This window comes from Acinetobacter sp. 22512, assembly GCF_052044755.1.
GTDB classification, from domain to species: Bacteria; Pseudomonadota; Gammaproteobacteria; order Pseudomonadales; family Moraxellaceae; genus Acinetobacter; species Acinetobacter pittii.
On the sequence record NZ_JBQENP010000005.1, the window covers coordinates 114,608 to 139,803 of the forward strand.

Genomic DNA, 25,196 nt, shown 5'->3' on the forward strand with positions numbered 1-25,196 from the left:
GATGCTGAAGGTTTTTATCAGTGACATCGTTTATCCCACATGGGCAATCGATGCAATTTCAATTAAGGCATCAGGTTTCACCAAGCCGCACTGGATACAAAAGCGAGCAGGTTTGTCACCCGGAAAATATTCTGCATATACCGTATTTACTGCGCTATAGTCGGCCCAATCTTTAATGAAAATGGAATTGAACGTTACGTCATCCATGGTGCCACCTGCAGTTTCAATCACTTTTTTGATCGTTTCTAAAATATGGCGAGTCTGTCCTGCGGCATCACCAATACAGACCACATTATTATTTTCATCAAAAGCCAATGTGCCTGAGACATACACAATATTGTCTGCTTTGGTTGCAGGAACATAGGGTGCAAGTGGTGCCGCTGTTCCTTCAGGAATAACAACTTGTTTAGACATAAGATGCTCCAAATCAAAAAATTTAGATAAAATTAAATGCATGAATTAGGCAGATTGCTGTAGCAATGTTGATGCCGAATCAAAGGTTTCAATAAAGCTATTGGTGTCAGATACCCAGCCAAAAAAAGTTTTAATGTTATATAGCGCTGCGTCGTGAGCCTCTTGAGGTCCGGCTTGATAGCAAGCATCTTTAAGTGCAACACCGAAATATTCCAAAAAGAAACCATCACGTAAGGTCGACTCGACACAGACATTGGTGGCAATACCTACAAAGACCAAATTACGAATGCCACGAGCACGTAAAATGCTGTCGAGAGCGGTGTTAAAGAAACCGCTATAACGTGGCTTTTCAATAATGATGTCTTGTGGAAGAGGTTTTAACTCATCAATTAAAGCAAAGTCCCAACCGCCTTTAGATAAAAGTTGGCCTTGTAACTCGGGGCGTTTACGCATGGTTTTTAAGGCATTGGATTTATGAAAATTTGGTGAGCCTAAACCACCAGCCTCAACGTAGTTTTTATCCCAACCATTTTGGAAATAGATGACCTGAATCCCTGCACTATGTGCAGCATCGATCGCCTTTTTAATATTTTCGACTACAGGTTTAGTCTTTGAAACATCAAAACCTGCTAAATCTAAATACCCACCTAAAGAGGTGTAGGCATTTTGCATATCAATGACAACAAGCGCAGTTTGTTCTGCTGCTAGTTGAATATGTTCAGGTTCGGCTTTTAATACTTTGCCTGTACCAATCTGTGCCGTGAATTCTGCACACACAATATTAGACATTTCATTCATGCGCTTTTCTCCAAAACAGTTGGTTCGGCTTGCTCTGCCAGTTCGGTAACGACACTTTCACGACATTTCATGAGCGGTTGAATGCGTTGACCAAAATCTTCTACACCTTGTACAAAGTCATCAAAGGTCAACAAAATTCCTTCTGTACCTTCAATCTCGGAAATTTGATCAAGCATTTTTGCGACATTTTTAAAAGAGCCAACAATGGTGCCCATATTGATATTGACTGGAGAAACACTAGAGGCCATGTGACGAATATTGGTGTCAGTGCCAGACACTTTATCTTTTGCACCTTGGTCTTGTAGCCAACGAATAGCTTCCATGTCCGCACCATCGTTATAGTGTTGCCATTTCTGCATTGCAGCAGCATCTGTTTCGGCTGCAATTACCATAAACAACACATAGGTCTGTACATTCCGTCCAGTTTTGTCAGTTTGAGCTTTTAAGCGATCATTAATTTCGGCATAGGCTGTCGGTGTGTTTAAACCTTTTCCGAAAACAAAGTTGTAGTCAGCATATTTTGCGGAAAAAGCTAAACCAGCATCTGATTGTCCTGCACAGATAATTTTCATATCAGCTTGAGGCTGTGGTTTGACCTGACAATCATTCATCTGGAAGAACTCGCCTTTTAGGTCTGATTTTCCGGTTGCCCAAAGTTCACGCAAAACTTCGACATACTCAGATAAGTAGTCATAGCGCTTAGCAAAATATTCATCGCCAGGCCACATACCCATTTGGGAATATTCAGGCATTTGCCATCCCGTCACGACGTTTAGTCCAAAGCGACCGTTGGAAATCGAATCTATGGTCGATGCCATACGTGCCACAATTGCAGGAGGCATGACTAGTGTTGCAGCGGTTGCATAAATTTGGATTTTACTGGTGACAGCGGCGAGACCTGCCATGAGGGTAAATGTTTCCAGGTTATAGTCCCAAAACTCAGTTTTTCCGCCAAAACCACGTAACTTAATCATGGAAAGGGCAAAGTCAAAACCGTAGTGTTCAGCACGCTGTACAATTTGTTTGTTTAATTCAAAGGTAGGTTTATATTGCGGTGCATTTTCTGAAAGCAGCCAGCCATTATTTCCAATTGGACAAAAAACGCCGATCTTCATCTTGATTCCCCATCGTGAGTTTAGGAAGTCGAACTGAAAGCTATAAACGATATAATTTTCAGTATTTGTTTGTATTTTTAATAATGCATAGCGCGTGCCAACTTTAATATTTATATATTTATCAATGTATTGAGTTTATTGTTTGGTATAATTTTTATCAAATGGTAAAAAATAATGCGATTGTGCACCAAGGAGGAACTAACTTGCTTCATTGTGCATCATTTGATCAATTTTACTTTTGGAGTGTGTATTACATCCAATTTTATAAAACAGCAGAACAAAAAAAGGCGACATTGAAGTCGCCGTGTAGGACTAAAGTATTTCTCTTTTGAGATTGAAGAGGGTGTTATGGACTTAACTCATTCCATTCGACAAGCCTCTTCAAAATTTAAACGAGGAAGGCGTGTATAAACTTTCTGAGGGTCGCCATAGCCGATGTTAATGATGAGATTAATATGATGATTTGTCCCTGCAAAAAATAGCTCATCAACTTGTTTCGCATCAAAACCAGACATTGGACCCGTATCTAAACCTAAACTACGGCATGCCATAATTAAATATGCAGCTTGCAATGAACTATTACGAAAGGCAGTTTCATGTGCTACGGCATCACTTGATGTAAACCATGATTTTGCATCGGCATACGGAAATAGTTCTGGCAGTTTGTCATAAAATCTTGCATCGGTTGCAACCAAAACAGTGACAGGAGCAGTTATCGTCTTTTCTACATTGCCAGACGACAATGCTGGCTTGAGTTTTTGTTTAGCTTCAGGTGTTGTTAAAAATACAAAACGAGCAGGACTACAGTTGGCAGAAGTCGGTGCCATTTTGACCAGATCATAAATTTGTTGAATTTGCTCGGGGCTGACGGCTTTGTCTAACCACGTGCTGTGGGTTCTAGCTTCTAAAAAGAGTTGATCTAAAATATTTAATGTTTTTGCTTTCATGATAAGGCCCTAATGCTATGGAAAAATTGAATGAAAGTTTGATTTAGTTGTTGAGATTCGGTCACTGTGGAAGCATGGGCACCAGAGGGTAAAATGCAGAGTTGACCATGACCAAGTTTGGTAAAAAGATCTTGTGATTTATGTGCTGGAACTAAAAAATCATCTTGATTGGCAACGATATGAATTGCAGTGTCTTGCAATGCTTGTAAGTGCTCTGCTTGTAATTGAAAGCGCATCAATGCTTTGAGTCGTGCAAATACATTTGTCTTGGGCGGAAAACCTTGGAGCTGAATATCTTCGGTACTTTTAATGTGGCTATGATTCTGAGAAATCCATGCTGGAGGATACAAAAATAATGCCTGTGCACGTACATAGGCTTCAGCACCCGCAGAGGCTAACAATGCGATACGGGCATCAAAACATTTTTGCGTATGGGCATCTAGCTCATCCCACGCATTAATCAGTGTCAGGCTGAGCATGGTAATTGAGCTAGATTTTAGTTGCTTTGCGAGTTCCATTCCAATGATGCCACCCAAAGCATGCCCGATCATATGGAATTCATGAATTTGAAGATGTTCTAATAAATGTAGTACTTGATTGGCCATGTCACACATATGGTAATGTGAAGGTAATAAAGTACTGTCTTGATGACAGCCTTCTTGGTCATAAGTCACAATGTTGAAATGCGTACTCAACGATTCAAGTTGTGGGCTCCAAAAACTAGCATGACCACCTAACCCAGATGAGAAAATCAAATAAGGGGCATCTTTTTGAGATGAACACGGATAAATATAATATTTCATTTTTTACTATTTGATAAAATAATGAAAAATTCAAAAGCAATTTATATGCCTGAATTAATCAGTAATGGCAAATTGAGACAATATTTAGCACAAAAGATTTAGATTGTAGAGGAAGGCAAATCAATGTGATGATTAAGCCAATGATATTTAGATTGAGCTGAGTAGGTGTCAGAAATGGATATACATATTAAAAGAATTTATGAAACTGCTGAGCCCAGTGATGGAAAGCGAATTTTGGTTGACCGTTTATGGAGTAGGGGAATTAGTAAGGAAAATGCTCATTTGGATTTGTGGCTAAAAGAAATAGCACCATCGACCGAGCTTAGAAAATGGTTTCATGCTGCAACACCAGATCATTGGCAAGAGTTTAAACAGCGCTATTTAAAAGAGCTTGAGACCAATTCCGCAGTTCAAGAGCTACAACAAATCGCATTGAAGAATACGATCACACTTTTATATTCAGCCAAAGATGTTGAAAACAATCACGCAATTATTTTGAAAGAATATTTATTAAGTAAAAACTTAAAATGAATATATAAATTTTTTTTTGGTAAAAGTCTCTTATTTAAAACTTTAAAAAATGAGTCATATCTCGCATAATATACTTTTTGAGATTTTTTTCATGTCTTTGCCAAACTGCCCAAAATGCCAATCAGAATATACTTACCAAGATGGCGACTTATTGATTTGTCCTGAATGTTCACATGAGTGGAAAGAAGGAGAAGCATCAGCAACTGAAGAACAAGAAATTATTAAAGATGCAAATGGAAATGTCTTGGCAGACGGTGATAGCGTCACTGTAATTAAAGACTTAAAAATTAAAGGCTCTTCTTCAGTCGTTAAAGTAGGGACAAAGGTAAAAACGATTCGTTTAGTTCCAGATGCAAGTGATGGCCACAATATTGATTGCAAAATTGATGGTATTGGTCAGATGAAACTTAAATCTGAATTTGTAAAAAAAGCTTAAACTGTTAATTATTATTACATTTCAGCAGAGATATATGTATATATCTCTGCTTTTTAAATTCCTAACATCATTATAATTTTATTACGAAAAAGTATAAAAAATGGGCTGTTCAAGGGATATTTACGCCTTTATATTGTCATTAATAACAAATAACTTTCGTCCAGAATAATAACGAAAGTCATACCCACACCAACAAAAAAATGAGGTTTTTATGGCAGGATGGTACGAAATTTCACAAGCGAGTGATGGACAATATCGCTTTATCTTAAAGGCAGGAAATGGTGAGCCTATTTTAAATAGCGAGCTATATAAGGCAAAAGCCTCTGCTGTAAATGGTATTGAGTCAATTCAGAAAAACAGTGGTGATGACGCCCGATATGAGCGTTTAACTGCAAAGAATGGGAAACCTTACTTCAATTTAAAAGCTGCAAATCATCAGATTATTGGCACAAGTCAGTTCTATGCGAGTGAAGCTTCACGAGATAAAGGAATTGAGTCAGTCAAAAACAATGGTTCATCAACCAATATCAAAGACTTAACGGTTCAGGCATAAAGTTGAGTTAAAAAAAGCAGCTTCGAAAAGCTGCTTTTTATTTATGTATTTATTAACGCGCTAACTTAGCTAAAAGCTCTTCTTTAGTTAAATTGCTCGCTTCAGCATCGCGGCGGCCTTTATATTCAAAAGTACCAGCATCAAGACCTTTTTCACCAATCACAATACGGTGTGGAATACCCATTAACTCAAGGTCAGAGAATTTAACGCCTGGGCGTTCATTACGATCATCAAGTAACACATCAAAACCTTGAGCTTGAAGTTCTGCATACAGAGACTCTGCTGCCTCAAGAGTACGTGGTGATTTGTGCGCATTCATTGGAACAATTGCAATTTCAAATGGTGCAATGGCTTGAGGCCAGATAATACCTTTGTCATCGTAGTTTTGTTCAATTGCAGCTGCAACAACACGCGTTACACCAATACCGTAGCATCCCATAGTTACTGTAAATGGTTTGCCATCTTCACCTAGAACTTTACAGCCTAAAGCTTCAGAGTATTTAGTACCTAGCTGGAAAATATGACCTACTTCGATACCACGTTTAATTTGTAGTGTGCCTTTGCCATCTGGAGATGGATCGCCTTCAACCACATTACGTAAGTCAAAAATTTCGCTAATTTGCGCATCACGTTCCCAGTTTACGCCAACCGCATGTTTGTCAGCTTCATTTGCACCAGCAACGAAGTCTGAAAGAACAGATGCGGCACGGTCAACAATTACAGTTAAGCCTTTTTCAACTAAACCTTGTGGACCTGTAAAGCCAGCAGTTAAACCAAATGCTTGAAGTTGTTCTTCAGTTGCAAAAGTAAGAGGTGCAGCAACTAAAGGATGTTTCTCAGCTTTAATCTCATTAAGTTCGTGGTCACCACGTACAAATAGAGCAACGACAGGAACATTACCTTTTTCATCAGCAATGCCTTGAACCAATAATGCTTTAACAGATTGCTTTGGATCAGCATTTAAGAATTGGCAAACATCATCAATCGTTTTTTGGTTTGGTGTTTCAACCAATTTAAATTCTTGTGTCGGTGCTGCGCGTTCACCCACCAAAACAGCCTCAGCCATTTCAACGTTTGCTGCATAATCAGATTCAGTTGAAAATGCGATGTCATCTTCACCACTAGCCGCCAATACGTGGAATTCGTGTGAAGCTGAACCACCAATAGAACCTGTATCAGCTTGTACTGGACGGAAATCCAAACCTAAGCGAGTGAAAATACGGCTATAAGTGTCGTACATCACATCATAAGTTTCTTGTAATGACTCTTGAGTTGCATGGAAAGAATAAGCATCTTTCATGATGAACTCACGTGAACGCATTACACCAAAACGTGGACGGATTTCATCACGGAATTTAGTTTGAATTTGATAGAAATTTACAGGAAGCTGCTTATAACTTTTTAATTCGTTACGCGCCATATCTGTAATAACTTCTTCATGCGTTGGCCCAAGTACAAATGGGTTCGTATGACGATCTTTAAAACGTAATAACTCAGGGCCATATTGTTCATATCGACCTGATTCTTCCCAAAGACTTGCGGGTTGAGTCACGGGCATGAATACTTCCATTGCGCCTGAACGGTTCATTTCTTCACGAACAATCGCATCTACTTTTTTAAGCACACGTGTTCCCATCGGCAGCCATGTATATAAACCAGATGCCAATTTACGAATCATCCCCGCACGTAACATGAGCTGGTGTGAAATCACTTCAGCATCATTTGGGGTTTCTCTCAACGTTGCAAATAAAAAGCGGCTTGCGCGCATGGAAAAAGTCCTAAAAGTTAAGCGTTATAAAAACGCAGATTATACGATAATCGCTGCATTATGACATGAATCGTCGTGTTTGACGCAGCATAAAGTTTTTCAAGTCATCCAGATAAGTGAAAATGACGGGTACAACCACAAGAGTCAACAGAGTAGAGGTTATCACACCACCAATAACCGCATGAGCCATTGGTGCGCTTTGCTCACCGCCTTCGCCCAGACCTAAAGCTAAGGGAACCATCCCCATCACCATAGCACTTGTGGTCATCAAAATTGGACGTAAACGGGTCTTACCAGCTTGTAAAATAGCGTCATAACGGCTCACACCCTGATCCATCGCTTTCTTAATAAAATCGATCAGCAAAATTGCATTTTTAGTGACAAGCCCCATCAGCATGATAATACCAATAATCGAAAACAGATTTAGGGTGCTTTGGAACAAGAATAGGGCAAGAAAAACGCCAATCAATGACAAAGGTAAAGAGGCCATAATTGCTGCGGGATGAATAAAGCTATTGAACTGAGAACCTAACACGATATAAATAAATACAATCGATAGGGTAATGGCAGTTAATGCGTATCCAGCAGATTCAGCCATGTCTGCATTTGCCCCTTGCGTATCAAATGTATAACCTGCAGGTAACTTAAATGCCTTTTGCATTTTATCGATGTCTTGACCAATATCTCCGCTCGGGCGACCAGAGGTATTCGCCTCAATAAGAACCTCACGTTCAAGGTCACGTCTGTTAATTTGTGAAGCACCGAGCTTTTCTTCGGTTGTTGCGACTGCACTCAATGGAACTAACATATTTTGTCCAGCTGCATTGGTTTTATTAGAGTTGATATATAAATTTTGCACATCTTGCGGAAGCATACGTTTATTTTCATTTAAACGTAAATTCACATCATAAGTTTCACCATCACGGTCTTCCCAAGTAGTGACATTGTCGCCTGCAATTAATGGTCGAATGGCATTCGCAATTTGGGAAACTGATAAACCCAAATCACTTGCCAGCACGCGATTAATATGAACACCCAAAGTAGGTTTGGGTTCTTTTAGTGAACTTTCTAAATCAACTACGCCTTTAATTTTTTCCATTTCAGCAATAAAGCGATCTGAAATTTTTTGTAGTTCATTTAGGTCAGATCCTTTAATAGAAATCATGATTGGCTTTTGTCCGCCAGAGACAGAGTCTTGTGCTGCGGCAACAGAAGTTACCCGAATACCCGCTACAGTTTGCAAACGATCACGGAACTCATTGTTGAGTGTATTTAGATCTGAGCTACGTTCTTGTTTTGGCTTTAAGGTCACCCCTAAACCAGCATGGTTTTTACCAGAGTCTACTTCACTGTTAACCACGCCATAAGTGGAAACCACATCGGGGAATTGTCTAATAATTTGATCGACCTGATGTAATTTGGCTTGGGTATATTCTAAAGAAGAATCTACAGGAGTCTCGAACTGGATACGGACTTCACCTTTATCTGGTGTAGGTACAAATTCGGTTCCAATCAGTTTCGATAGCCCTAATGCAGCAAATAATGAAGCGATTGCAACAATGACTGTAATGAAACGGAAGCGTAGAGCAAGCTTTAATAGCTTTTCATAAACATGAGTAAGCCGATCTAGCAAATTAGAAATATGGTTAAAAAAACGTTGTAGCCAATTATCTTTTTTCTTTACAGGATCTTTCCAGTGAGCTGAAAGCATTGGATCGAGTGTAAAGCTAATAAACATTGAAATTAAAACAGCCGTACTGACCGTTACACCAAATTGATAAAAGAAGCGTCCAATCAGACCACCCATAAACGCAACAGGTAGAAATACTGCCACAATGGTAAGTGTAGTTGCGAGTACGGCTAAACCAATTTCTTTTGTCCCTTCAAGAGCTGCAGTTACGTGGTCTTTGCCAAGTTCAGTATGTCTGACAATATTTTCCCGAACTACAATTGCATCATCAATAAGTAAACCAATACTGAGCGATAGTGCTAACAGCGTCATCATGTTAATGCTAAACCCGAAAGCCCAAATAAAAGTTAAGGTTCCGAGCAAAGTAATAGGTAAGGTTAAACCGGTAATAACTGTAGAGCGGAAAGAGCCTAGAAAGAGTAAAACAATAAGAATTGCTAAAGCAGCACCTTCAATAATGGTTCGAACAACATCTTTGATTGAAGCGCGAATACCTTTAGAGCTATCAGCTACGACTTTGTAATCTAAACCCGCAGGCATTTGATCTTTTAATTTCTCTAACGTTTGATAAGTCTGATCGACGACTTTAATTACATTGGCATCGGAACTTTTTAAGATATCGACTGAGACCGCAGTTCTTCCATTATAAAAGGCACTCGATTGTAGTTCGGCTTGTGTGTCCTCAACAGTTGCCACTTGCTTTAAAAAAATGGGTGAACCATTTTTATTGGCAATGACCAAATCACCAAATGCAAGGGGATGAATAACTTTTGATTGAATCTGTACAACCAGTTCAGAATTTTTTTGCTGTAAAGTCCCTGCAGGCACTTCAATATTTTCATTTTTTAGCGTGTTAATGACCTGATCAATACCAATGCCGTAGCTTTGCAATTGTGCAGGAATAACCTTTATTCGTATTTGCCGTTTAGCGTCGCCCAATAAATTCACATTACCTACACCCGAAACCGTTTTAAGCTGAGGTACGATTTTTTTATCTACATACGAACTTAATTGCGCCAAACTCATGCTGTTTGATTCAAATACGACTGACATGATTGGGCTAGAAGAGGGGTCATAGCGTTGCACAATCGGTGTATCAATTTCATCACGGAACTGCGCTGTGACGGGTGCAATTTTGTCACGAACATCCTGAGCAGCAATCGCCGAAGAAGTATCAAGATTAAACTCGGCAATCACCATTGAAAGGCCTTCACTTGAGCGTGAGGTAATCTGTTTAATTCCTGAAATTGTATTGATTTGATCTTCAAGTTTTTTTGTAATATCTGACTCAACCGCTTCAGGCGACGCACCCGCATATTGCGTAGTGACCACTACGAATGGGAAATCTATATTTGGAAACTCTTCGACAGTCATGCGTTTCCAAGAAGCCAACCCGAGTACCATTAAGCTGAGCATCATCATAATGGTAAAAACGGGGTATTTCACACTGATTCGAGTAAACCACATACGCTATTTGCTACCTTATTTATTTTTGTCGGTTGTAACCGTCACTTTTTTATTAATGTCGGAATCTTCAAATTGAATACGGCTGACCAGATCTGTGCTTTGTAAACCTTCGACTAAAGCAATATTGTCGTTATAACGCTGTTCAACCACCCGAATTTTAACTTTTTGAATAGTGTGATTGCGTATCACCCATACAAATGGATCATGTTGTATATTTTGAATGCTGTCTAAAGGAATAATTTGGCCTTGATGAGTGTCATTGCGCAAAATGTTTCCATTAATGAAGGCTCCAATACTTAACGAGTCAATTTTTTCTTTAGGAGCAGCAAAAAACTCAATTTGTCGACTGTCTTGATCGGCAACAGGTGAAATGCGAGTTAGCGTTGCATTTAATTGTTTAGAATTGCCCTGAATTTGATATTGAATGTTACTACCGATCTTAAGCGCAGATTGCTGTTCAATTGGCAACTTGGCTTGTATTTCAAGTTGATCAGGATTTACGATTTCAAATAGTGTTTGTCCAACTGAAACTGTTTGACCGGGTTCAACTTGGCGTTTAGTAATCACACCTGAAATTGGACTAGTAATAATTCCGTCTTGATCCGCTTTTTTAGCAATATCAACATTGGCTTGTTGTGCTTTTACACTTTCAAGCTGACCTTTATAGTCAACCTGACTCTGTTCAAACTCGACACGAGCAATAAAACCTTGATTAAATAATCTTTGTTTTCGGTTCATCAAATTACGAGCAAGTTCAGCTTGTGATTGAGCCGATGCAAGGTTGGCGCGTGCTTGCGCTAATCGTGCAACATTGTCCTGATTATTCAATCTCACCAGAACTTGATCTTTTTGTACCTGTTGGCCGACATTTGCAGTGACATTCGTCGCTGTTGCGCTTACTTGCGCCTGAATGGAACTTTGCTGAACCGCACGAATAGTTCCTGTAAATGCAGTTTGAGAATCAAGAGCTCCTTCTTTAACTGCAATAAGATCTTGAGGAATAAGCTCAATTTTTACAGGAGCTGAGGCTGAGGTTTGAGTTGTTTCTTGCTGATTACATGCAGCTAAAATTAAACATAAACTAATAATACTCAGTTTAAAAAAAGTAGAAGGGGTGAGATGCATCGTGTGCATACAGCATCATCCTATAATTCAAATTTTATTTTGCCCCTATTCTTGATAAACCTTTGCAGTTATTCAAGCTTTTTTAAACGATCGATAATATTTTCATACTCATTGTTGGTTCGGTTATAGGTCTTGGAAAGTGTTTCAAGTGTTTGTTTAACCCGATTAATATTATTTAGATTGTTTTCAATCAAAGCCTTATGACGCTCAGGAATCGGTTCTCCTTTTCTGAAATACTCCATTTCCTGACGCTTAAATAAAATTTTGTCTTGTTGTAATTGATTAAGTTGTTCCTGCTGATAATTAATTTGCTTTTTTATAGACACTAATGCCTGATCTCTTTTAATCGAAGCTGTCTTACTATTGCTATAAGCTTTTTTTAATTTGATATCTTGTTCTTTATGTCGCGCCAATAATGCCCGTTGATTCGATTGATTTAAATCAGCTTCAGCATTATAAGAGTGGTTTCTTTTTATTACTTGCATATTACGATCTAGAGCTTCATAACCATAACGAATATGAGCAGGTGTGACCGATGTACTAATATTGGCAATACCATGTTGGTCATAATAAAGATACCAAACCGCTTTAGGTGTGTCGGCAATAGCAACACTAGAGGGTAAGAAAAAGAGTGATCCGAAGGAAATAATGCCTATAGATACAGACAAACAGTTCCTGTAAAAGGCATATTTCATCCTGTCATTCATTGAAAATCCCCAAAAAGATAGCTAAGTCGCTTATTTTTAAATATTTAATCTTCATTATATTAATTATTATTTAGCTGAATAAAAATATAGTCATTATAAAAAAAATGATAATTTTAATTAAAGTGTGATGAGGTTAAAAGTTATTGTTTATAAATGAGAAAGTAGACAAAAATGCCTCATTGAAAATAGAACGTGAGATATGTTAAAAATGCGTATAAATGTGTAAAAACAAATTTAAGTTAAATTGCATTTATATTTTATTTTTATGGGGATGGAAGATTAAATGGAAGATGCATTCCAAAATCTGAAAGTAATGGTGATTGATGACTCAAAAACCATTCGCCGTACAGCAGAAACCTTATTACAGCGCGAAGGCTGTGAAGTCATTACTGCTGTGGATGGATTTGAAGCTTTGTCCAAAATTGCAGAAGCAAATCCGGATATTGTTTTTGTCGATATCATGATGCCTCGTTTAGATGGTTATCAAACTTGTGCTTTGATAAAAAACTCTCAAAATTATCAGAACATTCCCGTTATCATGCTCTCTAGTAAAGATGGTTTATTTGATCAGGCAAAAGGGCGTGTGGTAGGTTCAGATGAATACTTGACGAAACCTTTTAGCAAAGATGAATTGTTAAACGCGATTCGTAATCATGTAAGTTCATAAACAATAATTTGAGGGCAAAAAAATGGCACGTATTCTCATTGTAGATGATTCACCAACAGAAACTTTTCGTTTTAAAGAAATCCTAACCAAACATGGTTATGACGTGCTTGAAGCATCAAATGGTGCAGATGGTGTAACTCTTGCAAAGGCAGAGCAACCAGATCTTGTATTGATGGATGTGGTAATGCCGGGTGTAAATGGTTTTCAGGCAACACGTCAGATTACTCGTGATGAAGACACTAAGCATATCCCTGTTGTTATTGTGAGTACTAAAGATCAGGCAACTGACCGTGTATGGGGCAAGCGTCAAGGTGCAATCGATTATTTGATTAAGCCAATCGAAGAAAATCAATTGATTGATGTAATTAAACAATTTCTAAATTAACTCATCCATCCATAAAAACATAAATAACGGGCATTTTGTACCCGTTTTATAGGATCGAGTATGGCAGCGAATGGATTTATCGAGTTACTTCGTTTGTCTAAACGGGGTAATAAGAATTACGCTTCAGTTCAAAATGAAGCACAGCGATGGTCAGGAATTGCTTTTGAAATGAGAGGGCAATACTTCGTCGCACCACTTGGGGAAGTGTCAGAAGTAATCTATCCACCAAAATATACACCTGTTCCAAATACCCAAAGTTGGGTAAAGGGATTGGCAAATATTCGAGGAAGATTACTTTCAGTGTCTGATTTGGCGCATTTTATTTTAGGGCAACGAAGTTCATTTTCGTCAACTCAAAAAGTATTATGTATTAGCCATCGCGACCAGTATGTGGGGTTGGTCGTGGATCAGGTTTTGGGGATTCAGCACTTTAATAAAAAAAGCTTTTTTTCTCAAAGCTTAGACTTAGAGGAAAATCTAAAAGAATATTGCCAAGGTTATTTTCATCAACATAACCAGCATTGGCATGTCTTTTTATTTAGTCGTTTATTGCAAAACCCACATTACATGAATGCATCGACAAAATTTATAAACTAATTTTTACGCTGTGAAAACAGAGTATTTTTCTGGGGAAAAGCTATGGGCTTTAAGCTTAAAAAGAAAGGCAGTAGTCGGGTTGCGTCCGAAAAATCGGGTGTCAATTTTATTGCAACAATCCAGTCAAGAATTGAGCAGTTTGCCAGTTTATTTGGGGAAAGTGAAAAGTCCAAGCCAATCCTATATGCAGCACTTTTATGTTTTGTGCTTGCATTAGTTTCTCTAGCCTATCTGTTCTATAACGTTCCACGTCATAACCAGTTAATTCGAAGTCTCGGTGAGTTGCGTTTGTTATCTCAAACGATTTCTAAACAAGCAACTGAAGCAACTGAGTCTGGCTCTCAAGAGGCAATCACCAAGCTACAGCAGTCTCAAAAAGACTTTAATGAAAACTTACTTGAGATTGAAAATATTCACGGTAAATCGACTGATGAATATCAAAAAGTTCAAGTTATGTGGACTGAACTTTCAAAAAACATCGATTTGATTTCAGCACATCAAAAAGTCCTTAACCAGTTATATGACACCAACATCTCTATTAGCGAAACCGTCCCTGAGATTCAGGCAGAATATAACTTGATGGTTGACCAAATGGCGCGTCAAGGTTTGCCAAGTAGTCAGGTAATTATTGCTAAAAACCAGGTATTTATTGCCGAACGTATTTTACGTTCTATTAACTCGGTATTAAGTGGTACCGATGGCAATGTATCGACTAGCGATTTTGGTGTAGACATTGATACGTTTGGTACGTATTTAAATGCTGAACTTAATGGTAATGCTGAATTGGGTGTTGATCGTATTGCTGATCCGGCTTTACGTGAATCATTAGAAAGTATTAAATCTGAATATGACAAAGTCTTAAAATCTGCTGCTGCCACGGTATTAAAAAATGGTAACCAGATTGTCAATGTTCGTCAGGCATCTTCTCAGATCTTCTCTAAATCAGATGTGATGTTAGATAACTTGGGGCATTTATCTGATGTAGCAAGAAAGAACTGGCTTACTTTATTGTTAGGTGCGGTGCTAATCAGTTCTTTAGCAGGCTTAATCTTCTCTGTATTTAAATTGATCACATTACGTAGTGTGATGGATAAGCAACGTGTTACTCGATTACAAGACGAATATGACCGTAACCAAAACGCGATTTTACGTTTACTTGATGAAATCGCCGATCTTGCAGATGGTGACTTACGTTCATATGCAACTGTATCTGAGGATTTTACGGGAGCAATTGCCGACTCGATTAACTTTGCGATTGACCAACTACGTGACCTTGTATCCCGTATTCATGAAACCTCTCAAGAAGTTGCTCGCTATACGCAAGATACGCAGAGTATTACGAACCAATTAGCAGAGGCGTCTGAGCATCAGGCTCAAGAAATTGCTGGTGCATCAACAGCAATGAATGAAATGGCGCAATCGATTGACCAAGTATCTTCAAATGCATCTGAATCTGCTGAGGTAGCAGAGCGTTCGGTACAAATTGCCTCTAATGGTGCGCAAGTGGTAAACCGTTCAATTGAAGGTATGGACACAATCCGTGAACAGATTCAAGAAACGTCTAAACGTATTAAGCGATTGGGTGAGTCTTCACAAGAAATTGGTAACATCGTATCGCTCATTAACGATATTGCCGACCAAACTAACATTCTTGCATTAAACGCAGCAATTCAAGCATCTATGGCTGGTGAAGCAGGCCGTGGTTTCGCCGTAGTTGCTGACGAAGTACAGCGTCTTGCAGAGCGTTCTGCATCGGCAACTAAACAGATCGAAACTCTGGTTAAAACAATTCAGACTGATACAAATGAAGCTGTTATTTCGATGGAACAAACCACCACTGAAGTTGTGCGTGGTGCAAACTTGGCAAAAGACGCGGGTATTGCCTTGGATGAAATTCAAAAAGTATCGGGTGACTTGGCAAACTTAATTGCCAGCATTTCTGATGCAGCAAAACTTCAATCTGCATCTGCCAGCCATATTGCGACCACCATGACAGTCGTACAAGAAATTACTTCACAAACGACAACTGCAACCTTTGATACAGCACGCTCTGTTTCTGAACTAGCAAACATGGCAGAGTCATTACGTGAATCGGTAACGGACTTTAAATTACCTGATTAAATTGGGGATGAGAATAGCTGTTTCAGTACCGCTATTCTTCTAAAAAGTATTAACAACACCAGATAAATATTGGGGAAACAGCTATTTTTCTGGTGTTGACTCTGTCGTTTTTCTCCATTTAGGAGACAAGCAAAAGAAGCCTTTGCTATGAAAGAAATATTAAAAACTTTAACTGAAGCAATGATGCTACCGGAAGATAGCTACTCTCAACAAGATGATGAATTTCTTGAAATATTTGTCGAAGAAATTGAAGAAATTTTTGTTGAATTACAATCTTTGATTCACGAATGGATGCAATCTGAAAATGTTGCTACGCTTACTGAAATCCGCCGTCATTTTCATACATTGAAAGGTTCAGGGCGAATGATTGGGGCCAAATCTTCTGCTGAGCTTGCTTGGACTGTGGAAGATACGCTTAATCGGGTAATCAATCAGAGTCTCGGATTAACTCCTGACATCCAACAATATGTTCAGTTGGTATTTAAGTTCTATTTCTTTAAGTTAGTAGATGACTTCAAATCAAAAAAAAATCATACCCTAGACTTTAGGCCCCTAATTTTATTGGGACAACAATTACAGCAACAGCAAAGTATAGAACCCGCGTTAGACGAACTTTTATTATTATCAGATATTCTTACTGCTGAAACTCAAACTGGTTTAGAAGCGAATGACTTAGAACCAGAATCTACAGAAGTTTTAACTATTTTGACTCCAGAAGTTGCTATAGAAACTGAACAGACTCTTGCTGAAACCTTAATTTTATTTATGGAAGAAGCAGAAGAGCACTTAGCGACAATTGATCAGTTTTTGGAAAAAGAAATACATCAGCATGAAAGTTATAATGCTCTAATACGTGCGTTACATACATTACGTGGCAGCTCTGCCATGGCTCATGTAGAACCAATCTTTGAAGCTAGTACCAAAGTTGAGCATTTATTTAAAATACTATTACAAGAAGAGCTTTCTTCTCATTCAGAAGAAGTTTCATTACTCCGTGATTATCGTCAGTTTATTCGAAATAGTTTAGATCTATTGGCTGCACATTGCTCTACTGAGCAATTGGAATCTGATCTACAAAAATTTAATCAGGTTTGGGATGCTTACATGGAGCAGCATGGTGAGCATTCGAGCCCACTCATGCCTCCACATGGTTTAGTGTCTCAGCTATTACAGCTAGATGTTGCTGAATTACTTGATGCGGAATTAGACTTTGAGAAGGGAATACGTACAGAGTTTCCTCATTATCTTGAACGTTTAAGTGAACAAGCAGATGTTTTGCTGCAACATACTCAGTCGCAGGCAATGATTGGTTTATATGAATATACTAACCAGTTGAAAGAAAGCTACGACATATTGCTTGATCGACCTGATTTATTGCAATCAGATTATATTTTTGAAATTTATCAAAAAGCGCACCAACAATTAATTCAGTTATTTGATGCATTAGCTGCGGGACAAAGAGTAAGTATCATCGAGCAACACCAAAATGTCTTGGATGAGCTAAAACTATATACTCAATATATTCCAAATCTTAATTCCGAATCATTAGAAACTCATCAAGACGTTTTTGAACCATTGTTTAATGCTGAAGTTGAACAAACGGCGAATGAACCTCTGATAGAAAATGTATTCACTGATCAGGTCACCATAGGACAGAGTGTACAACTAGATCGACAGTTTATTTCGTCTGAGCATGTAAACCGTCATTTTGATCCAGATCTTTTAGATATTTTTCTTGAAGAAGCCGATGAGTTGCTTGAGGGAATGGATACAGATCTTAATCTTTGGGTTAATGATCAAGAAAACTTTGCCGCTCTCAATAATCTGATGCGTTATTTGCATACCTTAAAAGGTGGGGCAAATATGATTCAGGCAACTTATATTGGTTTAATTGCACATGAGTTAGAAAGTATTTATGAGCGTTTAATTCAAAAACAGTTGATAGTTTCGTCTGCTCTCATTGATTTTATTCGACTAGTTCAAGATGACTTGGCTGACCGTCTTCAAATAGTGCGTGAACAGCACCTAGATTATGCTGCTTCTCATACTATTCAAGCACTTAAAAATGCAGGTCAGGTATTTGATTCTCATATTAAAGAGAGCAAAACAGAACCTGAAACGTATGTTATACCTGAATTAAATTTTGAAGTATTACAACAAGAAGCGATAAATAATACGGCGTTAAACCTCAGTGAGTTAACTTCTGCTTCTGAGCAGATTGCTGAGTCTAGTAATCAACTTGTTGAGCAAACTGAATTACAGGTTCTTTATGCTGATCACGATCATACAGAGAGTATCCCAGATCAGGATATTAATTCTGTTGTCGAGCAGACATTCATGGAGGAAGCGGCCGAACTATTAGAAATGGCCGATCACTTATTAAAACAATGGTTCGAGCAACGTACTAACCGTAGTATCTTGCTTCAACTACAAAGGGCAGTGCACAGCTTGAAAGGCGGTTCCCGTATGTTGGGACTTGAAACCGTGCAAGCGATTGCTTATCAACTTGAGAATGCTTTTGAACAGTTTGCGCTTCATCATTTCAGCTCAAATATTTATGACAACTTATTAGAGAGTGCAATTGTCTGGTTAAAAGAGGCAATTTTTAAACAAAATTATCAACACTTCGATGGTTTACAACAAAGTCTGGAAAATATCCAGTTCATTGAAACAGCAATTCAAATTCCTAGTAAGTTAACTAGAACTGATCTATTCAGCACGGAACCTGTAATGAGTTTTGTGCAAGGTGACGGTACAGAACCACCGCCAATGATGGGTGAGTGGGAACAAGTACAACGCCTTGATCAAAATAATGAGATGATTCGAGTCTCGGCAGATTTAATTGAAAAAATGATTGATCTGTCTGGTGAAAATTCGATTAACCGTTCGCGAATTGAAATGGATTTAAGCCAATTTGGTCATACCTTAGCGGAAATGGAATTGGCTATTCAGCGACTTGCAGATCAGTTGCGTCGAATGGAAGGCGAATTAGAAACCCAAATTATTGCAAAACACGGTATTGAGAACTCACGTTATACGGAATTTGATCCTTTAGAGATGGACCAATATTCTTCATTAAATCAGTTATCAAAGTCTCTTGCCGAGTCTGCATCGGATTTAGTAGATTTTAAAAATACATTATCTGAAAAGATCAGAGACACTGAAGGTTTATTGGTACAGCAATCGCGTATTCAGGCTGAAATTCAAGAAGGTCTTATGCGAACACGCTTAGTACCATTTTCTCGATTGTTGCCTCGTCTGCAAAGAATTGTGAGGCAGACTTCTACCGCGTTAAATCGACCAGCAGAGCTTTTTGTTAATAATACAGAAGGCGAGCTGGACCGGACAATGTTAGAACGTTTGGTTACGCCACTTGAGCACATGCTTAGAAACGCAATTGACCATGGACTAGAAGACCGTGCGCAACGTGAGCAAGCGCAGAAACCAGAAACGGGACGTATTGAACTCAATATTCATCGTCAAGGTACAGATGTTGTAGTTACATTTAAGGATGATGGGCAAGGTATTGATATCGAGAAGGTTCGTCAAAAGGCGTTAATGTCTGGTTTGATTAATCCAGAGCAAGTATTAGAACATCAAGATATTTTACAGCTGATTTTCCATCCTGGTTTAAGTACAGCCGATCAAGTCACTCAGATCTCAGGTCGTGGTGTAGGGCTGGATGTCGTGCAAAGTGATATTAAGGCCTTAGGTGGCCATGTGAGTGTCGACTCTGTATACGGGCAGGGAACTGTCTTTACCATACGTGTTCCAACGACAGTAGCTGTTAGTGATGCTTTAATGGTTAAAGTTGCTGATCAGCAATTTGCAATTCCATTGGCTCAGATTGATCGAATTGTACGAGTTTCACCAGCATCATTAGAACAATATTTCGGAAGTGCACAAGAGCTCTTTGAATTTGAAAATAAGCGTTATCCATTACGTTATTTATCTGAGTTTGTTGGTAATCAACCAATTCCGCGCTTAAGTGGAATGATGTATTCATTACCAGTATTAATGATTAAGGCAAATAATGGACAAACCGTCGCATTATTAATTGACCAACTGATTGGCTCACGCGCACAGATTGTAGTTAAGCCAATAGGACAACAATTCTCTAGCATTGGTGCGATTGCAGGAGCAACTATTTTAGGTGATGGCCAAGTTTGTCTAATTTTAGATGGACAAAATATTGCTCGCCAAATTCAATCTACTCGCCGACATAAATCGCTTAATGAAACTATCTATAGACAACGCGAGTCTGACGAGCGACGACTTATCATGATTGTAGATGACTCGGTAACTGTACGTAAGGTGACGTCTCGCTTACTTGAACGTCATGGCTATGATGTAGTTACAGCTAAAGATGGGGTTGATGCCATTGAGCAGTTGGAAAATATTAAACCAGATCTCATGTTACTTGATATTGAAATGCCGCGAATGGATGGCTTTGAGGTACTTAACCTCGTTCGACATCATGATCTACATCAAGATATGCCAGTGATTATGATTACATCACGAACTGGTGAAAAACACCGTGAACGAGCATTTACTTTAGGTGTGAACCAATACATGGGTAAACCTTTCCAAGAAGAAGACTTACTTCACAATATTGATGCGTTATTCATGACATTTGAAGGGGGACTTGCCTAATGAAAAGTAATATAAGTACATCCTTAATTAATGAAATGGACCAGCAAGAGCTTCAGCATTTAATTACTGTCTCAACTGGTTTTATTGATGCATATATTATTGAATGTCATCAGCAAGTACCGATGCTATTACCGCAAAATATAGTGTTATCTGCTATGGATGTTAAAAACGGTATCAAGCATATTGAATGGCATGATGTAAAACTCCCTGTTTATTCGGTTCACAACGAAATAGATTCTCGAGCAGTAGCTTTAGTCATTGAAAGCGAAGACATTAGTCAACGTTTTGCACTTGTGTGTAAATCGATGCCAGTTTCAGTTCGTCTGCGTATTTCTGAAGTCGTAGATGAAAATGAAAATATACAAGAGTCTTTACAGCACCCAACTGTATTTAAATATATTCGTATGGACAATCAACGCTACCATGTTCCTAATTTGCAATATATTCAAAATTCATTTCATCTATAAAAAAAGGAACTCATTTTGAGTTCCTTTTTAACTTTTACTTAGCTAATAAATTTTCCAAAATTTGCTCATAAATATCAGTTAGTGGATCAAGGTCTTGTACATCAACATGTTCGTTAATCTGATGAATTGTTGCGTTTAGAACACCTAATTCCAATACCTGTGCGCCTGTTGGAGCAATAAAACGACCATCAGAAGTACCACCACTCGTTGAAAGCTCAGTTTCAGTACCCGTTACGTTCAAAATAGCAGTTTGCGCTGCATTAACGAGTTCACCCACAGGTGTTAGGAATGGTAAACCAGAAAGATTCCAAACGATTTCGTACTGTAAACCGTGTTTATCTAAAATCTCATGCACACGTTGTTTAAGTTGTTCTGCTGTTACTTCTGTTGAATAACGGAAGTTAAAAGTAACTTCTAGTGCACCAGGAATGACATTTGTTGCGCCAGTGCCAGCATGAATATTTGAAATCTGAAATGATGTTGCTGGGAAATATTCATTTCCATTATCCCAAACAGTTTGGCACAGTTCTGCTAAAGCTGGTGATGCTTCATGAATTGGATTGCGCGCCAAATGTGGGTAAGCCACATGACCTTGCTTACCTTGAACTTTTAATACGGCATTAAGTGAACCACGACGACCATTTTTAACAATATCACCCAATTTATGAGTACTAGAAGGTTCGCCTACCAAACACCATGTCATCTTTTCGTTACGTTTTTCAAGAGTCTCAATCACTTTAACCGTACCGTTAATAGCAGGTCCTTCTTCATCAGAAGTAATTAGAAAAGCAATCGAACCCTTGTGATCAGGATGTTTTGCGACAAAACGTTCAGATGCAACGACCATAGCTGCAAGTGCTGTTTTCATATCGGCCGAACCACGACCATATAATTTTCCATCGCGAATTTCAGGTACAAACGGATCTGAATTCCATGCTTCTAACTTACCTGTCGGAACTACGTCAGTATGACCGGCAAAACAAAATACAGGTTCTTCAGTTCCGCGACGCGCCCAAAGATTGTCAACTTCACCAAAACGCATTGGTTCAATATGAAAACCAATTTTGGCTAAACGGTCTGCCATGATGGTTTGGCATGTATGATCAATAGGAGTAACAGAAGGTTGTTGTAACAGTTCTAAGCTAAGCGAGAGAGTGTCTGAATGGTTCATACCGAAAATTGCGTGCTGATCAGGTGAAATATAGTCCGATATAATAGGCGAATCTCTAAGGGATGGGTACGTAAAAATAAAAAAACCTTATCGGAATGATAAGGTTTTTGAAGTAACAACTCTAACTTACATTTTATCTTGTGTTTTTTCAGCAGTATTTGTTACAGCATCACCTGCTTTAGAAACATCTTGCCCAAAACCTTTAAACGTATTACACCCTGTTAAAATAACAGCAACCATTACAGACGCAGCTAAAACTTTTTTCATCATTTTCTCCGTTTAAATTTAATAATGAAGTAAATTTAGATTAAAAAACAAACGGAAAAAGAAACATGACTGTTTAATAGTAAAAACGTTATAAAATGTTTCTAGAAGCTTAAAACTTATTGTTAATTAGCTTAATTTTTGCAGGTGAGGCTTAATGTTTAAGTACGAAGGATGTCTAAACATATAAAACAAAACCTCTTCACTATTTTTACAATATAGACCGTCTGTCCACCAATGTGCTGGATTTGAAGTCTGCTCTTTATTTGGACACAACCATTCGTGTCTTTCCAATCGATAAAAAGAAGAATGGGGAATGGTAGTCCCCCAATATCCCAGACGACGCTTTAAATTTATCCAGTCTGGTAGCGACTTTTGAGAATTTAACTGAAGTGGTAGGTAGAGTTGTCCTTTTAAAACCGCAAAACGTTGTTGAATCCTAAAATTTAATGCCTCACAAAATTGGAATTGCTTATTCGTAAAATGATAAAGCTTCTTGCTTAAAGTATCTTGACGGTTTAATCCAATCCATTGCTCTAAATGTAAGTCTGCCTCGCCCAAATAGTATTTTAACGCGACCTCCCAATGTTCAATTTGTTGATTTTCTTTATTTAAAATTAAAAAATCCAGTTCACCTAAAGTTTTTGCTCCATCAATTTTTTGAATACTGTGACCTAAGAGTTGGTAAGGATGATAATTATCCTCTTGTAGCCAGAACCAAAGTAAATTCTCAAAGCGTAAGCCTAAGCGTGTACTTTTAAGTTGAGATAAAAACTGGATTAAAGGCTCTGGTGACTGATCGAGCTCTTTTAAACGTGGTAAATAATTTTGGAAATGCTCTTCCCATATTTCGGTTGGGTGCAGCTTAAAGTCGTGTTGTATAGAAAAACTTTTTGGTAATTGGCAAAGTAAATTTGGACTAGCAATACAAAAAGCCAGCTGTCGCACTATAGGATGTTGAAATTGAAGCCATGGTTCGAAATAGGAAGTTTTCACTGAGGCAATATTCATATATTTAATACTCGAAGTAATTCATCCTAATTTCATACGGGATCAACAAACAATATTAGAAAAACACTTTATACTAAAGCTAACAGCAGGTTAAGGTTTATATATGCGAACATTGTTCTGGCGCTCTTTGGTCGTGATTTTTATCACGCTAGGCATTATTGGAGCAATTTTACCAGGTATGCCCACAACAGTGTTTTTGATTCTGGCTGCATGGGCAGCTTCAAAGGGATGGCCACAAATGGATGATTGGTTATTAAACCATCCCAAATACGGCCCAACATTACGTGATTGGCGAGCCAATGGTACAGTACCACGTAAAGCCAAATGGATTGCAAGCATAATGATGGCAATCAGTGGCCTTATAATGCTATTTACTTCAGCACCGCTTTGGGTCAAGGTTTTTACTGATACTACCATGTTCATCGTTGCAGTTTGGTTATGGCTACGCCCTGAGCCAAAATTAAAAGATTGATAATCTTTTAATTTTGGCGCAAGACAAGCAGTGAAACTGCGCGTAGATAAGAGAAGATTGATAATCTTTTAATTTTGGCTCAAGACAAGCAGCGAAACTGCGCGTAGATAAGAGAAGATTGATAATCTTTTAATTTTGGCGCAAGACAAGCGGTGAAACCGCGCGTAGATAAGAGAAGATTGATAATCTTTTAATTTTGGCGCAAGACAAGTTCTTCATATAAATTTTTACTTAAACTCAAAGTATTTGAGTTGATATAAGAGAATAAGTTCAATGTCTCAATTTAAGCTCGAAGATGCAGATGTCCTCATCGATTTAGTAAATCAAACATTAACTTTGCCTAAACATAATAAGTTTTATGTCATTTCTACCGGAAAGAACGGAATCGGTGAGCAAGAGAATACTGGTAGGACTCCACGTGGATGGCATAGGGTTGCAAAAAAAATTGGTGCACAATCTCCTCAAAATGCGGTTTTTATTGCACGTAAGCCCACAGGGGAGGTCTATAGTAGTGAACTTGCAGCACAATTCCCTGAACGAGATTGGATATTGTCACGCATTCTTTGGTTAGATGGCTTAGAAGAAGGCTTTAATAAAGGTGATGGCCACGACACCATGCAGCGTTATATCTATATTCATGGCACACCTGATAAAGAACCGATGGGTGTTCCCATGTCACATGGATGTATTCGAATGCGTAATGAAGAAATCATTGAGTTGTTTGATTTAGTCGCTGAAGATGCATTGGTTTATTTGTCTGAGCAATCTTTAACCTAAAATAAGATTTTAAAAATTCTTATTTAATTAGCTGAATGATCAAAATATTAAAATAAGTGCTTAAATAAAATACAAAAAATTGTTTTTTACTTAATAATGACTTATTTTTAATCATTCATTCGCATTTTTTTGAAAAGTTGTCGAAAAGCGTTTGACACCTGTTAAAGATTCTCTATAATGCACCTCACAAACGATGAAGACGTTAAGGGCGCTTAGCTCAGTTGGTAGAGCGTCTGCCTTACAAGCAGAATGTCGGC

The 25,196-nt window shown here is 38.2% G+C and carries 23 protein-coding genes; 11 read left to right on the top strand and 12 right to left on the bottom strand.

Features of this window, described 5'->3' with window-relative positions:
• Positions 1-30: 30 nt before the first annotated feature.
• The 5 genes from rutC to rutD form a co-directional block, all read right to left on the bottom strand.
• On the bottom strand, positions 31-414 hold the full coding sequence (rutC, locus tag ACTJJG_RS07505; RefSeq protein ID WP_032052667.1) for a pyrimidine utilization protein C: 384 nt from the start codon (positions 412-414) through the stop codon (positions 31-33).
• A 45-nt stretch (positions 415-459) separates the two neighbouring features.
• Positions 460-1,212: a pyrimidine utilization protein B gene (gene rutB, locus ACTJJG_RS07510; RefSeq protein WP_032056679.1), complete on the bottom strand. Its 753-nt coding sequence runs from the start codon at positions 1,210-1,212 to the stop codon at positions 460-462.
• Positions 1,209-2,327, bottom strand: coding sequence for a pyrimidine utilization protein A (gene rutA, locus ACTJJG_RS07515; protein ID WP_004705762.1), 1,119 nt, complete (start codon positions 2,325-2,327; stop codon positions 1,209-1,211). Before rutA ends, rutB begins: the two co-directional genes overlap by 4 nt.
• Before the next feature lie 359 nt (positions 2,328-2,686).
• The gene (locus tag ACTJJG_RS07520) at positions 2,687-3,274 is read right to left on the bottom strand and encodes a malonic semialdehyde reductase (protein ID WP_372552717.1); all 588 of its coding nucleotides are present in this window, start codon (positions 3,272-3,274) and stop codon (positions 2,687-2,689) included.
• Positions 3,271-4,077 carry a pyrimidine utilization protein D gene (rutD, locus tag ACTJJG_RS07525; protein ID WP_017385899.1) on the bottom strand — a complete coding sequence of 269 codons (807 nt, stop codon included), beginning with the start codon at positions 4,075-4,077 and terminating at the stop codon, positions 3,271-3,273. The genes ACTJJG_RS07520 and rutD overlap by 4 nt, the downstream gene beginning before the upstream one ends.
• 174 nt (positions 4,078-4,251) lie before the next feature.
• Between rutD and ACTJJG_RS07530 the strand changes: the two genes are divergently transcribed.
• From ACTJJG_RS07530 to ACTJJG_RS07540, 3 genes are all read left to right on the top strand, one after another.
• Positions 4,252-4,608: a DUF488 domain-containing protein gene (locus ACTJJG_RS07530; protein WP_372552718.1), complete on the top strand. Its 357-nt coding sequence runs from the start codon at positions 4,252-4,254 to the stop codon at positions 4,606-4,608.
• 91 nt (positions 4,609-4,699) lie between these two features.
• Complete coding sequence (locus tag ACTJJG_RS07535) at positions 4,700-5,044, top strand: zinc ribbon domain-containing protein YjdM (protein WP_002116259.1); 345 nt, start codon at positions 4,700-4,702, stop codon at positions 5,042-5,044.
• Between the two features lie 211 nt (positions 5,045-5,255).
• A complete protein-coding gene (locus tag ACTJJG_RS07540; protein ID WP_002116533.1) occupies positions 5,256-5,597 on the top strand; it encodes a YegP family protein in 342 nt (113 codons plus the stop codon).
• Between the two features lie 52 nt (positions 5,598-5,649).
• On the opposite strand, the gene ACTJJG_RS07545 is transcribed toward ACTJJG_RS07540, so the two are convergent.
• The 4 genes from ACTJJG_RS07545 to ACTJJG_RS07560 form a co-directional block, all read right to left on the bottom strand.
• Positions 5,650-7,365: a proline--tRNA ligase gene (locus ACTJJG_RS07545; RefSeq protein WP_017385897.1), complete on the bottom strand. Its 1,716-nt coding sequence runs from the start codon at positions 7,363-7,365 to the stop codon at positions 5,650-5,652.
• A 58-nt stretch (positions 7,366-7,423) separates the two neighbouring features.
• Positions 7,424-10,522: an efflux RND transporter permease subunit gene (locus ACTJJG_RS07550; protein ID WP_372552719.1), complete on the bottom strand. Its 3,099-nt coding sequence runs from the start codon at positions 10,520-10,522 to the stop codon at positions 7,424-7,426.
• Positions 10,523-10,537: 15 nt separating this feature from the next.
• Positions 10,538-11,647, bottom strand: a complete 1,110-nt coding sequence (locus ACTJJG_RS07555; protein ID WP_081318459.1) for an efflux RND transporter periplasmic adaptor subunit — start codon at positions 11,645-11,647, stop codon at positions 10,538-10,540.
• Positions 11,648-11,715: 68 nt separating this feature from the next.
• Positions 11,716-12,354 (bottom strand): hypothetical protein, encoded by a 639-nt coding sequence (locus tag ACTJJG_RS07560; protein WP_069119208.1) that lies wholly within the window; start codon positions 12,352-12,354, stop codon positions 11,716-11,718.
• A gap of 283 nt (positions 12,355-12,637) precedes the next feature.
• On the opposite strand from ACTJJG_RS07560, the gene pilG reads away from it, so the two are divergent.
• The 6 genes from pilG to ACTJJG_RS07590 all read left to right on the top strand — a co-directional run bounded on the left by pilG (position 12,638) and on the right by ACTJJG_RS07590 (position 21,244).
• Positions 12,638-13,021 (top strand): twitching motility response regulator PilG, encoded by a 384-nt coding sequence (gene pilG, locus ACTJJG_RS07565; RefSeq protein ID WP_000389061.1) that lies wholly within the window; start codon positions 12,638-12,640, stop codon positions 13,019-13,021.
• Between the two features lie 22 nt (positions 13,022-13,043).
• Entirely contained in the window at positions 13,044-13,406 is a 363-nt protein-coding gene (locus ACTJJG_RS07570; RefSeq protein WP_002116220.1) for a response regulator, read from the top strand.
• A gap of 60 nt (positions 13,407-13,466) precedes the next feature.
• Complete coding sequence (locus ACTJJG_RS07575) at positions 13,467-14,003, top strand: chemotaxis protein CheW (RefSeq protein WP_002116439.1); 537 nt, start codon at positions 13,467-13,469, stop codon at positions 14,001-14,003.
• Positions 14,004-14,045: 42 nt separating this feature from the next.
• Complete coding sequence (locus tag ACTJJG_RS07580) at positions 14,046-16,124, top strand: methyl-accepting chemotaxis protein (RefSeq protein WP_032052669.1); 2,079 nt, start codon at positions 14,046-14,048, stop codon at positions 16,122-16,124.
• A gap of 147 nt (positions 16,125-16,271) precedes the next feature.
• Positions 16,272-20,777, top strand: a complete 4,506-nt coding sequence (locus ACTJJG_RS07585) for a hybrid sensor histidine kinase/response regulator (protein ID WP_069119206.1) — start codon at positions 16,272-16,274, stop codon at positions 20,775-20,777.
• Positions 20,777-21,244, top strand: a complete 468-nt coding sequence (locus ACTJJG_RS07590; protein WP_069119201.1) for a hypothetical protein — start codon at positions 20,777-20,779, stop codon at positions 21,242-21,244. The genes ACTJJG_RS07585 and ACTJJG_RS07590 overlap by 1 nt, the downstream gene beginning before the upstream one ends.
• Positions 21,245-21,278: 34 nt before the next feature.
• Here the strand turns inward: ACTJJG_RS07590 and dapE are convergent, their stop codons facing one another.
• The 3 genes from dapE to ACTJJG_RS07605 form a co-directional block, all read right to left on the bottom strand.
• Positions 21,279-22,415 (bottom strand): succinyl-diaminopimelate desuccinylase, encoded by a 1,137-nt coding sequence (gene dapE, locus ACTJJG_RS07595; protein ID WP_005072799.1) that lies wholly within the window; start codon positions 22,413-22,415, stop codon positions 21,279-21,281.
• A gap of 126 nt (positions 22,416-22,541) precedes the next feature.
• Complete coding sequence (locus ACTJJG_RS07600; protein WP_014207555.1) at positions 22,542-22,685, bottom strand: entericidin A/B family lipoprotein; 144 nt, start codon at positions 22,683-22,685, stop codon at positions 22,542-22,544.
• 123 nt (positions 22,686-22,808) lie between these two features.
• A complete protein-coding gene (locus tag ACTJJG_RS07605) occupies positions 22,809-23,690 on the bottom strand; it encodes a DUF1853 family protein (protein ID WP_032056672.1) in 882 nt (293 codons plus the stop codon).
• A gap of 103 nt (positions 23,691-23,793) precedes the next feature.
• Here ACTJJG_RS07605 and ACTJJG_RS07610 point away from each other — a divergent pair, with 103 nt between their 5' ends.
• Entirely contained in the window at positions 23,794-24,162 is a 369-nt protein-coding gene (locus tag ACTJJG_RS07610) for a YbaN family protein (protein ID WP_017400240.1), read from the top strand.
• Between the two features lie 273 nt (positions 24,163-24,435).
• The gene (gene elsL / locus ACTJJG_RS07615) at positions 24,436-24,939 is read left to right on the top strand and encodes a cell wall-recycling L,D-carboxypeptidase ElsL (protein ID WP_032056671.1); all 504 of its coding nucleotides are present in this window, start codon (positions 24,436-24,438) and stop codon (positions 24,937-24,939) included.
• Positions 24,940-25,196: the final 257 nt, after the last annotated feature.

Excerpts from the sequence above, each read along its gene's own strand:
- ACTJJG_RS07535 (WP_002116259.1), top strand. The coding sequence starts at position 4,700 with ATGTCTTTGCCAAACTGCCCAAAATGCCAATCAGAATATACTTACCAA.
- ACTJJG_RS07600 (WP_014207555.1), bottom strand. The coding sequence starts at position 22,685 with ATGATGAAAAAAGTTTTAGCTGCGTCTGTAATGGTTGCTGTTATTTTA.
- dapE (WP_005072799.1), bottom strand. The coding sequence starts at position 22,415 with ATGAACCATTCAGACACTCTCTCGCTTAGCTTAGAACTGTTACAACAA.
- rutD (WP_017385899.1), bottom strand. The coding sequence starts at position 4,077 with ATGAAATATTATATTTATCCGTGTTCATCTCAAAAAGATGCCCCTTAT.
- rutB (WP_032056679.1), bottom strand. The coding sequence starts at position 1,212 with ATGAATGAAATGTCTAATATTGTGTGTGCAGAATTCACGGCACAGATT.
- elsL (WP_032056671.1), top strand. The coding sequence starts at position 24,436 with ATGTCTCAATTTAAGCTCGAAGATGCAGATGTCCTCATCGATTTAGTA.
- ACTJJG_RS07570 (WP_002116220.1), top strand. The coding sequence starts at position 13,044 with ATGGCACGTATTCTCATTGTAGATGATTCACCAACAGAAACTTTTCGT.
- ACTJJG_RS07605 (WP_032056672.1), bottom strand. The coding sequence starts at position 23,690 with ATGAATATTGCCTCAGTGAAAACTTCCTATTTCGAACCATGGCTTCAA.
- ACTJJG_RS07530 (WP_372552718.1), top strand. The coding sequence starts at position 4,252 with ATGGATATACATATTAAAAGAATTTATGAAACTGCTGAGCCCAGTGAT.
- rutC (WP_032052667.1), bottom strand. The coding sequence starts at position 414 with ATGTCTAAACAAGTTGTTATTCCTGAAGGAACAGCGGCACCACTTGCA.
- ACTJJG_RS07550 (WP_372552719.1), bottom strand. The coding sequence starts at position 10,522 with ATGTGGTTTACTCGAATCAGTGTGAAATACCCCGTTTTTACCATTATG.
- ACTJJG_RS07585 (WP_069119206.1), top strand. The coding sequence starts at position 16,272 with ATGAAAGAAATATTAAAAACTTTAACTGAAGCAATGATGCTACCGGAA.
- rutA (WP_004705762.1), bottom strand. The coding sequence starts at position 2,327 with ATGAAGATCGGCGTTTTTTGTCCAATTGGAAATAATGGCTGGCTGCTT.
- ACTJJG_RS07555 (WP_081318459.1), bottom strand. The coding sequence starts at position 11,647 with ATGCATCTCACCCCTTCTACTTTTTTTAAACTGAGTATTATTAGTTTA.
- ACTJJG_RS07575 (WP_002116439.1), top strand. The coding sequence starts at position 13,467 with ATGGCAGCGAATGGATTTATCGAGTTACTTCGTTTGTCTAAACGGGGT.
- ACTJJG_RS07560 (WP_069119208.1), bottom strand. The coding sequence starts at position 12,354 with ATGAATGACAGGATGAAATATGCCTTTTACAGGAACTGTTTGTCTGTA.
- pilG (WP_000389061.1), top strand. The coding sequence starts at position 12,638 with ATGGAAGATGCATTCCAAAATCTGAAAGTAATGGTGATTGATGACTCA.
- ACTJJG_RS07580 (WP_032052669.1), top strand. The coding sequence starts at position 14,046 with ATGGGCTTTAAGCTTAAAAAGAAAGGCAGTAGTCGGGTTGCGTCCGAA.
- ACTJJG_RS07610 (WP_017400240.1), top strand. The coding sequence starts at position 23,794 with ATGCGAACATTGTTCTGGCGCTCTTTGGTCGTGATTTTTATCACGCTA.
- ACTJJG_RS07540 (WP_002116533.1), top strand. The coding sequence starts at position 5,256 with ATGGCAGGATGGTACGAAATTTCACAAGCGAGTGATGGACAATATCGC.
- ACTJJG_RS07590 (WP_069119201.1), top strand. The coding sequence starts at position 20,777 with ATGAAAAGTAATATAAGTACATCCTTAATTAATGAAATGGACCAGCAA.
- ACTJJG_RS07520 (WP_372552717.1), bottom strand. The coding sequence starts at position 3,274 with ATGAAAGCAAAAACATTAAATATTTTAGATCAACTCTTTTTAGAAGCT.
- ACTJJG_RS07545 (WP_017385897.1), bottom strand. The coding sequence starts at position 7,365 with ATGCGCGCAAGCCGCTTTTTATTTGCAACGTTGAGAGAAACCCCAAAT.